Origin of the sequence: Vibrio splendidus (assembly GCF_003345295.1) — a bacterium.
Lineage (GTDB): Bacteria > Pseudomonadota > Gammaproteobacteria > Enterobacterales > Vibrionaceae > Vibrio > Vibrio splendidus_K.
Genome location: NZ_CP031055.1, coordinates 2252737 through 2266674 on the forward strand (window position 1 = coordinate 2252737; position 13938 = coordinate 2266674).

Consider the following 13938-nt stretch of genomic DNA (forward strand, 5'->3'; position numbering starts at 1 on the left):
CCAATTACTCAGCAGCGGTTGAATGGTCTTTAGCTAAGAATTCTTTAATAATCCCTAAGTCACGGGTACGTGGGATAGGCGGTAAACTCGCCAAAAACACACCACCGTAATCGCGGGTTACCAAGCGGTTATCGCAAATAATCAAAGCGCCATTATCACGCTTATCACGTATTAATCGGCCAACACCTTGTTTCAAGGTAATCACTGCGTCTGGTAACTGCACTTGTGCAAAAGGATCACCCCCTTTTAGCTTACAGTCCTCGATTCGAGCCTTAAGTAACGGGTCGTCTGGGGCGGTAAAGGGTAATTTATCGATGATAACACAGCTTAATGCGTCGCCCCTAACATCTATACCTTCCCAGAAGGCGCCAGTGGCTACCAGCAATGCGTTACCTAATTCCATGAATTCGGCTAAGGTTTTTTGCTTACTTGTCTCACCTTGTAACAGAACTGGAACCGAGAGCGTTTCACGGAATCGCTCCCCCAACTCTTTCATCATGCTGTGTGAGGTGCACAAGAAGAAACAGCGACCTTGGTTTTGCTCAATTACAGGGGTCAACATTCTTACTAGCTTATCCGCTAAGCCCGGGCTATTTGGTTCGGGAAGATAGCGAGGCACACACAAACGCGCCTGATTTGGATAATCAAAGGGGCTTGGCAGTGAAAACTGTGCTGACGGTTTTAACCCTAATCGAGAAGTAAAATGGTCAAAATCATCCGACACAGCCAAAGTTGCAGAGGTAAACACCCAGGCACCCGGTTTCAGCTCAATCTGCTCATGGAATTTATCGGCAACCGAAAGAGGCGTGATGTGCAAAGCAAAGTGTCGAGGCGTGGTGTCATACCAATAGGAATAACCGGTAATCGACACATCACACACACGTTCAATGCGCGATTTGATCATAGTGGCACGTTCAAAAGCCGTGTCTAATAACTGGCTTCGACCCAATGCTAATTTCAATACATCGACTGCAAGCTGCAACGCATCTTGTAAACGTACTAGCTCTCTTGCAATCGACTCTGACTTCAACGCCTCACGCCAGTTACCGCGAAATCCTGTGTCGCCGAGCACAATACGTAGGTCAGCAGCTGATTGAATTAGCCTCTCGCCAACCTTTTGCAACTGACGCATGTCTTTGGCTTCAGTGCGGTAAGCAATTTCAATGTCTTTAGCTAGTTCTTGGATTTGTCGGCTTGATACTGATTGTCCAAAGTACTGACTGGCGATATCTGGAAGTTGATGCGCTTCATCGAAGATAAACACATCAGCCTCTGGAATAAGCTCACCAAACCCGGTTTCTTTAATCGCTAAATCCGCAAGAAACAGATGGTGGTTTACTACGACCACATCCGAATCCATCGCTTTTTTGCGCGCTTTCAGCACAAAGCAATCGGTGTAGCTTGGGCATTCTTTACCTAAGCAGTTGTCGTTGGTTGAGGTAATAGTTGGAATAACTGGGCTATCTTCAGCAATGTCATCACAATCGCCTAAGTCACCAGTTTGAGTCGCCGAAGACCAACTGCGCACTTTCACCAACTGCGCTAACAATGTTGGATCGGTATGAGTGCCATGACTTTCGATCATCTGGCGGCTCAAGCGGTCTAAACACAAATAGTTTGAACGACCTTTCAGCAGGGCAACCTGACCATAAAAGCCAAGCGCATCAACCATTAATGGTAAGTCACGATGAAACAACTGCTCTTGAAGGTTTTTAGACCCCGTACTGATGATAGTTTTCTTGCCACTTAGCAGCGCTGGCACGAGGTAAGCAAACGTCTTGCCGGTACCTGTCCCCGCCTCAACAACCAGTTGGCTTTGTTGCTCAATGGCTTGTGAGACCGCTTCAGCCATATCCAGCTGAGCTTGTCGTGGTTGAAACCCAGGGATCGCTTTACCCAGAGCACCATCAGCAGAAAACGTTTTAGATATCATAGAGTACGTGGTTTAGAAAAATAGAAGGCGAATTATGGCAGGTTTAGTGAGCCGGCGCGAATCAGAAATGACTGCGCACCGGAGGTGTCTATCGAATAGAACATGGCAGGCTAAGTCCTTCTTACCAACCTAGCCCAAAACAAATGAAAGGGTTGTTTAACTACTTGCGATTCAAATAACGAGATAACCAAGGCGCACCAGAAAAACCGGAATCACTTGGTTGCATAGCTTTAGCAGCATCAGTCGGAGAGGCCTTGTTTTCCCACATTTCATCAAGAACGTTGCCGTCCACCTGAACATCACCCACTAATGAATTTACACGCTTACAATACAACTTTTTCGCTAGTAACTCTTTATCCATAAATGATCACCTATGCATGGCTGAAATGTTGGCTCGCTCTAGTGAAACTTGACCGAGAATATCGGTTAAAACCGTCAGAAATCTAACCTCTACCTGAATTTATTAAGCTTCTCAATTTATTAATCCCCTAAATGAACGGTAGATTTTGTTGAAACCAAATTGATAATAGATTAATTATAACGGTGATATTGCGGCTCAGTTCACCGTTCGACGGCCTGCATTAAATTTGAAGAATCCCGATTTCATATAATAAGTGCAACATTTCATGGAAGTAAGATGCAGATGGAAAGAAAAACTTTATTAACACATTGTACTGACGCCCCAGGCCTCATCTCAAAGATCACCAACATTTGTTACAAGCACCAACTCAATATTATTCACAACAATGAGTTCGTTGATAACACTAGCGGCCACTTCTTTATGCGTACCGAGCTAGAGGGTTACTTCAATGACGAAACCTTGCTTGCCGATTTAGACCAAGCGCTGCCAGAGAATGCGAAACGTAAGCTGATGGGCTCTTCTCGTAAGCGTGTCGTGATACTCGTGACTAAAGAAGCTCACTGCCTTGGCGATATTCTAATGAAAACCTTTGATGGCAGCTTAGATGTCGAAATCGCAGCGGTGGTTGGCAACTACGATACTCTGCAAAGCTTAACCGAGCGTTTTGATATTCCTTATCATCATGTTTCTCACGAAGGATTAAACCGTGAAGAACATGAGAAGAAGATGCTTGAAGTGATTGACCAGTACGAGGCGGACTATCTGGTGCTTGCTAAATACATGCGAGTGCTGACTCCGGGGTTTGTTGAGAAGTACAACCACAAAATCATCAACATTCACCACAGCTTCTTACCAGCATTCATTGGTGCTAAACCATACCAACAAGCTTATGAGCGCGGCGTAAAAATCATTGGCGCAACAGCGCACTTCGTGACAAACGATCTCGATGAAGGGCCAATCATCAAGCAAGACGTGATTCCAGTGGATCACAACTTCAGTGCGAAAGACATGGCTCAAGCCGGTCGTGACGTAGAGAAGAACGTGTTGAGTAAGGCTTTAAACAAAGTGATCAATGATCACGTGTTTGTTTACGGTAACAAGACTGTGATTCTGTAAGTCGCTTATTTAAGTAATACTTCCAGTTAGAACCCAATAAAAAACGCGCAACAGGGTTAACCCATTGCGCGTTTTTTGTATCTGGTGATTAGACTAGCTTTTAGAGATTCCCAACTATTCTCGGCTCAAATTAAACCTGTTCTGACTCAACAATCTTCTTCAAAGAGTGTGGATGCAGCTTAATACAAATGCCTTGATGTTTAAAAGCCACCGTTGGGTTATTCAAACGTTCACCCTCGCCTTTCGGGCTAGAGAGTTTTACCTTAATGCCTTGCTCTGCCAAAGTTTCAAACTTAGCAGCGAACTGCGGGTAAGTCTCTTTAAGATCCGCCAGATACTCATCAGCCGTTTGCGCGTGAGAAGGAATCACAAACTCGACATGTTCCCAATCTTGGCATGGATAAATTTTACCTTCTGCTGGATATGGCAACTCTAAGCACTCAATCTTCCAACCAAGGCTTTGCAATGGCTCATCGAAAGCCAACACCACAATTGGACGGCCATTGATCATCGCTTCTGAAATCGTAGAGCCATATTCAGACCAAGCCAGATGAGCTGATTTCGCAAGCTCAGTTTCATTGATTCTTAATGCAATATGATCCGCTTGAGCAAAGCTTAAATCTAAACCCAATGCATTTTCTAGGTTCTCAATTTTCGCCATAAACGTATCAAGGCGCGCAATCATTTGTTGTGGTTCTAGTTCGGCTTGCTTCAGGCTCATCGTCATTGTCTTTGTTCTCCAAATAATGGCTGCATGGTATCAGTTTTACTTTCAGCAACAAGCGTTGCTTTTACAAAAAAACGTTCAAAAAGTACGGTGTCTTACTTTCCTAAATAGACAAACTTGGCTTGGTCAAAGTCGATTGTCAAAAACCCCTCAGGAAATGTTAATTTTCTATCAATTCGACCTATAAGAAACCCCACAAAATTGGTATGATTAACGCCATTTTTGTGAACTTAAACAGAGTCTGTTGTTCATTTCGGCATTAAATCGTTAACTCGAAGCATAATTAACCAAATTTAATACCCACGAAATAACGGCCACTCTTATTCATCCTTGAATTGAAGGAAACGCGTGTGAATATCCAAGCACTGATTAATGACAAAGTATCTCAGGCTCTAGAAGCCGCTGGCGCACCTGCAGGCTCTCCTGCGGCTGTTCGCCAATCTGCAAAACCACAATTTGGTGACTACCAAGCAAACGGCGTTATGGGCGTTGCTAAACGACTAGGCACTAACCCTCGAGAATTTGCTCAAAAAGTATTGGACGTTCTAAACCTAGACGGTATCGCTTCTAAAGTTGAAATCGCAGGTCCAGGTTTCCTAAACATCTTCCTAGATGAAGCATTCCTAGCACAACAAGCAGACGCAGCACTGGCTGACTCTCGCCTTGGTGTTACAGCGGCTGAAGCACAAACCATTGTTGCTGACTACTCAGCACCAAACGTTGCAAAAGAAATGCACGTTGGCCACCTACGTTCAACGATCATCGGTGATGCTGTTGTTCGTACACTAGAGTTCTTAGGCCACAAAGTTATCCGTGCTAACCACATTGGTGACTGGGGCACTCAATTCGGTATGCTTATCGCAAACCTTGAGCGCATCCAAGCTGAAACTGGCGAAGTTTCAATGGAACTTTCAGATCTTGAGCAGTTCTACCGTGAATCTAAAAAGCTTTACGACGAAGACGAAGAATTCGCAGTGAAAGCACGTGGCTACGTAGTGAAACTGCAAAGCGGCGACGAATACTGCGCTGAAATGTGGAAAAAGCTGGTTGACGTAACCATGGTTCAAAACCAACGTAACTACGATCGCCTGAACGTATCACTGACACGTGATGATGTAATGGGTGAAAGTATGTACAACCATATGCTTTCAAACATCGTTTCTGACCTACAAACACAAGGTCTAGCAAAAGAGTCTGACGGCGCACAAGTTGTATTCCTAGACGAATACAAAAACAAAGATGGCGACCCGATGGGCGTTATCGTGCAAAAACGTGACGGTGGCTTCCTATACACCACCACCGATATTGCCTGTGCTAAATACCGTTTTGAAGAACTGGGCGCAGACCGCGTACTTTACTTCATTGACTCTCGTCAGCACCAACACCTAATGCAAGCTTGGACTATCGTTCGTAAAGCGGGTTATGTTCCTGAATCTGTATCTCTTGAGCACCACGCGTTTGGCATGATGCTAGGTAAAGATGGTAAGCCATTTAAAACTCGTGCGGGCGGTACAGTGCGTCTTGCTGATCTTCTGGACGAAGCAGAAGTGCGTGCAACTCAACTGATTGAATCTAAAAACCCTGAGCTAGCAGAAGACGAGAAGAAAACCATCGCAAACACAGTTGCAATGGCGGCAGTTAAATACGCAGACCTTTCTAAGCACCGTACCACTGATTACGTGTTCGACTGGGAAAACATGCTTGCATTTGAAGGTAACACGGCACCGTACATGCAATACGCGTACACTCGTGTAGCTTCAATCTTTGCTAAAGCAGGCATTTCTATGGACTCTCTTGAAGGTGAAATCAAAATCACTGAAGAGAAAGAGAAAGCACTTATCGCGAAACTTCTACAATTTGAAGAAGCGGTACAGTCTGTTGCTCGTGAAGGTCAACCGCACATCATGTGTAGCTACCTGTTCGAACTTGCTGGTCAATTCTCTAGCTTCTACGAAGCGTGCCCTATCCTTGTGGCTGAAGATGAAACAGTTAAACAGAGCCGCCTGAAGCTTGCTGCACTGACAGCTAAGACTATCAAGCAAGGTCTGTCTCTTCTAGGTATCGAAACTCTAGAACGCATGTAATTCCCTTCGGGTTACAATGAATAAATACAAAGGTTGATGTGAGAGCATCAACCTTTTGTTTTATCTAACGTATACTGATACCAATCGTAGTAAATAACTAATCATCCTAGCTGGTTAAAACGCTCGATAACTGCGTTAGAATTTTTGATTGTAGAATAACTACTTATCAAAAAAATCTGCCTTGTTCTCAAACCTTTTTCCTGCGCTATTTCTGATCATTTACTTACTGTGATCGGTATGACCTCAAGAAATCGAAATGGACAATAATAATGAGCTTTGAACTTCACCCACAGTTAGCAAAAGACACCACGCTTATCGGCGAATTTCCACTAAGCTTGGCACTGCTAAGCAAAGACAGTGCTGTGCCTTGGGTTATCTTGGTACCAAAACGTGCCAACCTAAAAGAGTTGCACCATCTGCCAATGAAAGAACAACAGCAGTTCTTGCTTGAGTCTCAAGCGGTAAGCCAAGCATTAGAAGCTACGTTCCAACCAGACAAGTTAAACCTAGGCGCGCTGGGTAACATGGTGCCACAACTGCACATTCACCATATTGCACGTTTCAAAGACGATATCGCGTGGCCAGGTCCAGTATGGGGCAATACCAAAGGCGAGCAGCGCAGTGAAGAACAACAAGCCGCAATCCATACTCGCATTCAAAACGTTTTATCGCTGAGCTCTATCTTCAAGAAAGCGTAATTCGAGTTCATCTCATTACGCTTTAAAGCAAGGCTGTTCAGAATAGACACATGACAAAAAGCCGCTCATCTAAAATAGGTGAGCGGCTTTTTTATTGTCTAATCTCGCCGTTTTCAACGAGAGTATTGAGCTCTGAACTACATCATCACATTCAGTGACAAACCATCTTGTTTGCTGATGGTGTAACGAATACGTGTTGTATGTCCATGCTTGTTGGTGTCAACCAAGCGAGATATCTTACCTTTCTTGACCCACACACTCAGCATCGCATCGACACCGTCTTCACTCATTCCAAACTTAGACGCCAGTTCACTACGAGCAGCGACACCTTCGTTATCAATGTATTGATGAAGTTCAGTTAAAATCATACTACTTGCACCTCTAACGCTTTTTGCTTACTGCCGATTTTCTTGAAGACGCGATACGTCACCACAAAGCCACCAGCAATTGCCACCATCCACACAGCACTACTCACTGGGTGTACCGCGAAGTTTGCTGCTTGGTAGTAGAAGGTTGCACCGAAGTAACCAAGAGCCATTGTCCATACCGCAATGAAGCGGGCAAACGTCTGACCAAACTCACGAACATAAGCGCCCATCGCAGCAACACAAGGTGTGTAAAGCAGGATAAGAATCAAGTAAGCAAACGCAGCGTGGCCTGATACAAACTTGTCTTTCAAATTACCAAAGATCGAAGTATCAACCTCTTGATCCGCAGCCACAGAGCTTGAGTCAGACAAGTCGCCCACTTCAATGCCTAATGGATCTGAATAGCTCAAACCAGCTAGGTTTTCAGGGATGGTCATGACGGCTTCTTGCAAGCTTGCTGCTAAATCGAATTCAGCCGCTTCTTCGTCTGATGGCGTCGTGTACAAGCTGTTTAATGTACCAACAACGGCTTCTTTCGCAAAAATACCCGTAATAATACCAACCGTTGCAGGCCAGTTCTCTTCAGTAATACCAATAGGTTGGAACACTGGAGTCACAACTTGAGCCGCTTTAGATAGCACTGAGCTTTCGCTGTCTTCGTTACCAAAACTGCCGTCCATACCTAATGAGTTCAGGAAGCTAAGAATAGCCACAACCATTACGATGGTTTTACCTGCGCCAAGCACGAAACGTTTCAGCTTCTGCCAAGTTTTCAGCATCACGTTTTGCACGGTCGGCAACTCGTAATCCGGCATCTCCATAACCAAGCTATCACTGCTACCAGGATAGATAGTATTTTTAAGGAATAAGCCCGTAAATACAGAAGCAACAATACCCATGATGTACAGAGCGAATACTACATTTTGTCCCGCACCAGGGAAAAACGCAGCTGCGAATAGTGCGTATACTGGCAAACGAGCACCACATGACATAAACGGAGCCATTGATGCTGCCAGTTTACGTTCACGCTCTTGGTCAAGAGTACGAGTTGCCATGATTGAAGGTACGTTACAACCAAAACCAAGTACTAACGGAACAAACGCTTTGCCCGGTAAACCAATCTTTTGCATCACTTTATCAAGTACAAATGCTGCACGAGCCATGTAACCCGAGCTTTCTAATACCGCTAAGAACAAGTAAAGCGCGGCAATAACCGGAATAAAGGTCGCAACCGTTTGAATACCACCGCCGATGCCATCGGCAAGAATGGTGACTAACCAAACCGGTAAATGGCCATCTAATAAGTGGTGCCCACCATCAACTAATATTGCGCCAACACCAATATCAAAGAAGTCGATAAACGCACTACCGATATTGATAGAGAACATGAACATTAGGTACATGATGACGAAGAAGAAAGGAATACCGACCCATTTATTCAAAATGAATTGGTCTGCTTTCTCAGTAAAGTTACGGCTTAGTTTCCCTTCACTGCGACGAACACGTTTACAAAGGTCATGTAAGAAAGTGTATTTAGCGTCAGCAACAGCAAGGTCAATATCGAAATCGGCGCCTAGGCGCACACTGTCGATTTGAGTACGAGTTTGAGGAGCCAATCCGTTCAATACTAAGTAATCATTTTCTAAAGCACGAATAGCCAGAGCTCGGTGAGATACGTCAGCATCATCAAATTGTGACTCAACAGAAGGGATAAGAGCTTCTAACGCGGCATCGTAATCAATAGAGATAGGATCAAGACTTACACCTTGAACAAGCAGTTTATGCAGACGCTCTTTAAAACGTGCAACTTGCCCTTTGTCGTTTGCAGACAAGCTTAAAACTGGACAGCCAAGCTCTTTCTCTAGCGCTTTAAGGTTAATCACCTGACGCTCACGCTTTAATACATCCATCTTGTTCAATACAACGATCATTGGGCGACCCAACTCTCGTAATTGTAATGTCATGTATAAGCTTCGTTCTAAGCAGCTTGCATCTACAACATTGATGATCACATCTGCAGGGTGAGTTAGCACAGCACGAGACGCGATAGATTCATCGATACTGTTCGCATCATTACCACTGTCTAGTGCGTAGATACCCGGTAAATCCGTTAGCTGAAACTGATCACCAGCGTGCGAATACAAACCCGTCTTCTTTTCTACGGTTACACCAACCCAGTTACCGACGTGCTGCTTAGCACCAGTTAAGGCGTTAAATAATGTTGTTTTACCACTATTTGGGTTACCAACGGTAAGAACTTGATAATCCATTTAGATAACCTCGATTTGTTCTGCAATGCTTTCACGAATGGCGATAGAAACACCTCTCACCTCCACTTGAAGTGGATCACCCATCGGCGCACGACGGATTAGCGTCACCTCAGTTTTTGGCAACATGCCCATAACCATAAGTTTTTTTCTAACGTCCGGTGTTAAGCCTGTTAGTGCAACAATAGAAGCCGCTTTTCCTTGCTCGAGTTGTGAGAGTTTCATAAATGCCCAATTCGTGACTGATAATGAGAAAGATTGTTATTACCGCCATGATACACATACATGACCACAATTCCATTGTGTGAAATCAATGTTTTCGAAAATACATACTCGTAAATTTCGTTAAAAACGTTTACGTCAAAAACGTTACTTTCAACAAACAACGAGAACTACCTCACTAGTACCAATCAAGAAAAACCGACACAAATCATTAATTATCAACAACTTAAAATAATGTCGGTTTTCTCATGGCCATCTGTCGTTAATTTTATAAGTAAAATAAGTGGGCAGACGTATAGTTACTCCAACGAAGAGAAACTACTTCTCTTTAATTTTATTCCAGAGGTGATGTGGCTTGCCATATCACTCCGGCAGCAAGCGAAGGTGTCCTTGGCACCCGTGGTATAGTCCCCCCGGCTATACCACGATATTTTTTTTCTTCCTTTTGTTCATCCCCAAATATTTTCAAACTCTCAAAGCTGTCATATCAATCTCGTATCTCGTATCTCGTATCTCGTATCTCGTATCTCGTATCTCGTATCTCGTATCTCGTAGAAGCATAAAAAAGCCCCAACACGAATGTCGAGGCTTAGAGTATCTTTATCTATGTGGAAGTAGAGTAAATCCGCAGCTCACTACTCTTCGCTGTTTTCAGCAAACTTAGATGGCGACATACCAAAATGGTGCTTAAACCTCTGACTGAAATAGGAAGGGTCATTAAAACCAGAATCAAACGCGACGTCTGAGATCTTCTCTCCCGCAAGTAACCGCTCGCACGCATGCTCTAAACGCACTTCATTCAAGTGCTCTTTAAAGGTCTTGTTATAAGCCGATTTAAAGCGTCTCTGTAAGCTTCTCTCTGACATGAACAAGTACTTAGCAGCAGTTGCAGTACTGAACTCTGCATCGGCGTAGTTTTCGCTCACAAGCTGCGACACTCTGTTTTTCCACTCTTGTTCAGCACTCAACCTTTGTTGCTCTGGCGTTGAAGCGGCAAGTTTAATGGTTTCTATCTGCTCAATTGTGCTGGCTTCCAGATTATCCAGCACTTGATATTCAATCGGCCACGAAAGCTGAACCTTATTTTGATAGTCAGAAACAAACGCGTTCAGTTCACCACCACTCTGATTCATCAATAGAGGTAATTTTTCGATATTTAGATCAGTCGATTTTCCGGTGTTGTCACTCATGCTTGATGCCAATTTAGGAAAAGGCATCCCATGATCTCGAATCGTAACGACAAGATGCTCCTTCACTTCTTCAACCAGAACCACCATGCTTTGTGACTTAAAGTTTCTCTTGATGATGCTCGCAACCAAGTTGTTGAAAATAATATCGAGATTAAAATACAGTAAGGATACGTATCGTTGTTTGGTATCAACTCTGATATCCAGTTCAATACCCGCTTTGGCTAAATCATCTTGCCAAGCTTTGAGTACCGCTTCTAAGATCAAAATTATATCGTAACTGACCTTCCCTTCTCCTTGAGGTGTATTGCTCAATTGAGCCAAGCCATTTTTCAGCGTTAAGATTGGCGACTTGCCTTTCTCATTCCAATTCGGGAGCATCGCTGCAATATGATTAACTTCAGATGAGAGTTCATTTGCTGTGTGCGATACAAGCGCACTCTTAACTGATAGCTGCTTTTTAAGCTGTTGATTGGTCGTCAACAGAATGCGGCTTTGGTGCCTCAGTTGATCGGTTTTTAATGCAACTTGCGCTTTTAGGTGTCTATTGGCAAAAGTGACATAACGCGAACGCCAAAAGACCAAGATAGTCACAATACCAATCAACAGCACCAGAGAGCTTGCGGCAGCCCAATTAGTAAGATACCAAGGCTCAGCGATTGAGAAGCTTTGATTCGTTGACACAAAGCGATAATGCGAGTCCTTAACGGGTTTAACTTCCAGTGTATAGTCCCCCGGAAGAAGATGGTCGAGCGTTAACAAGCCTCCTTCAAATTCACTCCAAGGTTCATCGTCGCTCAGGCGATACTCCATCGCAGGGGCAAACGTCGCAGGTAGAATACCCAACTTAAAACTCATAGATGAACCATAAGGGATCTCATCCAAATCAGCTGTCTTACCACCTAGTGATACGGTTTGCTGATCAACACTGATCTTACTCAGTAATGCTCGACTATGGGGTGTTGTTGATACCAATAACTCATCAGATAACGCACTGACTACGCCATACTTTGATCCAAAAGTAAGCCTCGTAGATTGGCTGCCTTCGCTGTCAAACAAGTCGCATGCCCCTGCTGCCAGTTCATTGGTGATCAAGCCAAATGGTGAACCGATATGTTTATGCAGTTGCCCATCCAGTCCGTAATAGCTGATACCTTTCGAAGAACCTAACCACACACCATTGTCATCGCTTATTAAGCAATTTGGGCTAATATTGTCTTCAACAAGCATGACCTCTTGAATAATAGAGCTGTCATAAGGGATTCGATACACGCCATAACTGCTCGCAAACCATTGAGCCCCATCCTTCGCTTTTTCAATATCGACCACTTTGCCAAATCGTTCGCTTGAGCGACTAAAGCTAATCCGTTTATCAATAAAAGAGTAGAAGCCGTGGTCAGTGCCTATATATATACGACCTTGTAACCCTATATTGAGAGCCGTGATTTTTGCTGGCAAAAACTTATCAACTAACCAGTCAGTACCGTACCCCGTCAGCTTCATGGTTTCGATAGATAACGAATAGAGGTTTTGCCCCGATGTTATCCAAAGTACGTTATCAGCTTGAAGCGCAAAGTTCTCAACGTGTACCCCCTTGATAGACCTTGGTAAACCGAGTTCTTCAGGCTCTAACGTATTGGTATTAAAACTAATAATACCTTCTTCAGTAGCCAACCAAATGGAAGAACCAAAGATCTCAAAGTCCTGTACCGAGTTGGAATAAACACGAATTGGATTCTCTTTGCTTTGAGCATCGACCAAATAGAGGCCCAATGAGGAAGCAACCCAAGATAATTGTTCACTAACCGGCTGTACTTTGTTTATCACGACACTACTTGAGTGCATCCCCATACCCGTTAATGGCGTTCTTGAGAATGTCTTACTGAACAGTGAGAAATATCGGATGCCGTTATTTGTCGCAACCCACATCCCACCAGCATGGTCGTTGATTAACGAATATATTTTCTCTCCCGGTAACGAGAAATCTTGGTTAGCGGCTTGTTCGAATCGTGTAATTTGACCCGTAATGAAGTTGTAACTAATGAGTCCATGCTCTGTGCCAATCCAATATTGGTCTGAAGTTTCAGCAAGCGAGAGAACGTGCGACCCTTTTATTTTGTTCTCTTTATCTGGATTCGCGAGATCAACAATCACCGCCCCATTTAAAGTGCCGATCACTAACTCTCGTCTAGCATTAGAAAAATAAACCGTCTCAATATGGTGCTTATCTGATGCAGTGATGTGAGTAAACTCTTGCGCCTCGGAAAGGTAAGCACCAGAACTGGTCGCGAGTACCCATTTTGACAACACCCACTCCGCATCGTTAATCGCAATATCACTGCTATTGTTGTATCGATACAGTTTGAGTAGTGAGTAGGTGGTAAATTCTAAAGATTGAGTGTTGTATGTATAAAAATTACTGCCATCTGTGACCCAAATATAATCACCTGATGAGCCTATATTCGTGATCTCAGCACCCGGGCTTAAACTAAACGCAAGTTCATTGCCAATCCCCGGATTATGTCGGTACACCTCATTATCAAAAAATGTCCAAAACTCATCGTTAAGAAACGCGACTCTTTCTGAAGAAAATTGCAGAAGGCTACCCTTTCTAGGGAATAGGGTTCGGCCATCATAAAAGAGTACTTTTCCATGGACATCATGAACCCATAGCCCGCCACCGGCACCTAAGTACAAGTTTTTAGCCGCAAGAAAATTCCCTTGCGCTTGAACGGGCAAAGGGTAGAAAACGGAGGGTGATGTATTTACCGCGAGAACGCTAAATGAAATGCTCATTAACATGAACATTCTGAAGATAATTCGATACAACTTTTCATCCTGAACAGCAATAACACATGAAATTATGGTGTCCACAACGTCTTATTCGCTGCTTAACCAAAAATCCAGTTTTTTTGTGATTATTATTATCTTTCTATTTTAGCGGAAATTAACAAAGGAGAAAGGAGGTTTGCTAT

General features: G+C 43.7%; 10 protein-coding genes. 3 read left to right on the forward strand and 7 right to left on the reverse strand.

Annotation, left to right across the window (positions count from 1 at the left end):
• Window positions 1-4: 4 nt before the first annotated feature.
• Together yoaA and DUN60_RS09845 are read right to left on the reverse strand one after the other, a co-directional pair.
• A complete protein-coding gene (yoaA, locus tag DUN60_RS09840; protein ID WP_017079482.1) occupies window positions 5-1933 on the reverse strand; it encodes a DNA repair helicase YoaA in 1929 nt (642 codons plus the stop codon).
• Window positions 1934-2093: 160 nt separating this feature from the next.
• The gene (locus DUN60_RS09845; protein WP_054547191.1) at window positions 2094-2294 is read right to left on the reverse strand and encodes a hypothetical protein; all 201 of its coding nucleotides are present in this window, start codon (window positions 2292-2294) and stop codon (window positions 2094-2096) included.
• A gap of 282 nt (window positions 2295-2576) precedes the next feature.
• Here DUN60_RS09845 and purU point away from each other — a divergent pair, with 282 nt between their 5' ends.
• Window positions 2577-3410: a formyltetrahydrofolate deformylase gene (purU, locus tag DUN60_RS09850; protein WP_054547433.1), complete on the forward strand. Its 834-nt coding sequence runs from the start codon at window positions 2577-2579 to the stop codon at window positions 3408-3410.
• A gap of 130 nt (window positions 3411-3540) precedes the next feature.
• On the opposite strand, the gene DUN60_RS09855 is transcribed toward purU, so the two are convergent.
• Window positions 3541-4137: a VOC family protein gene (locus DUN60_RS09855; RefSeq protein ID WP_065204984.1), complete on the reverse strand. Its 597-nt coding sequence runs from the start codon at window positions 4135-4137 to the stop codon at window positions 3541-3543.
• A 350-nt stretch (window positions 4138-4487) separates the two neighbouring features.
• Between DUN60_RS09855 and argS the strand changes: the two genes are divergently transcribed.
• Both argS and DUN60_RS09865 read left to right on the forward strand, forming a co-directional pair.
• Window positions 4488-6221 (forward strand): arginine--tRNA ligase, encoded by a 1734-nt coding sequence (gene argS / locus DUN60_RS09860; RefSeq protein ID WP_017088029.1) that lies wholly within the window; start codon window positions 4488-4490, stop codon window positions 6219-6221.
• A gap of 269 nt (window positions 6222-6490) precedes the next feature.
• Window positions 6491-6919, forward strand: a complete 429-nt coding sequence (locus tag DUN60_RS09865; protein WP_017088030.1) for an HIT family protein — start codon at window positions 6491-6493, stop codon at window positions 6917-6919.
• A gap of 137 nt (window positions 6920-7056) precedes the next feature.
• On the opposite strand, the gene DUN60_RS09870 is transcribed toward DUN60_RS09865, so the two are convergent.
• The 4 genes from DUN60_RS09870 to DUN60_RS09885 all read right to left on the reverse strand — a co-directional run bounded on the left by DUN60_RS09870 (window position 7057) and on the right by DUN60_RS09885 (window position 13771).
• Complete coding sequence (locus tag DUN60_RS09870; protein WP_086049824.1) at window positions 7057-7287, reverse strand: FeoC-like transcriptional regulator; 231 nt, start codon at window positions 7285-7287, stop codon at window positions 7057-7059.
• Window positions 7284-9557 carry a Fe(2+) transporter permease subunit FeoB gene (gene feoB, locus DUN60_RS09875; RefSeq protein ID WP_004734202.1) on the reverse strand — a complete coding sequence of 758 codons (2274 nt, stop codon included), beginning with the start codon at window positions 9555-9557 and terminating at the stop codon, window positions 7284-7286. The genes DUN60_RS09870 and feoB overlap by 4 nt, the downstream gene beginning before the upstream one ends.
• On the reverse strand, window positions 9558-9779 hold the full coding sequence (locus tag DUN60_RS24670; RefSeq protein WP_004734203.1) for a FeoA family protein: 222 nt from the start codon (window positions 9777-9779) through the stop codon (window positions 9558-9560).
• Between the two features lie 632 nt (window positions 9780-10411).
• Window positions 10412-13771, reverse strand: coding sequence for a helix-turn-helix domain-containing protein (locus tag DUN60_RS09885; protein ID WP_244212197.1), 3360 nt, complete (start codon window positions 13769-13771; stop codon window positions 10412-10414).
• Window positions 13772-13938 lie beyond the last annotated feature (167 nt).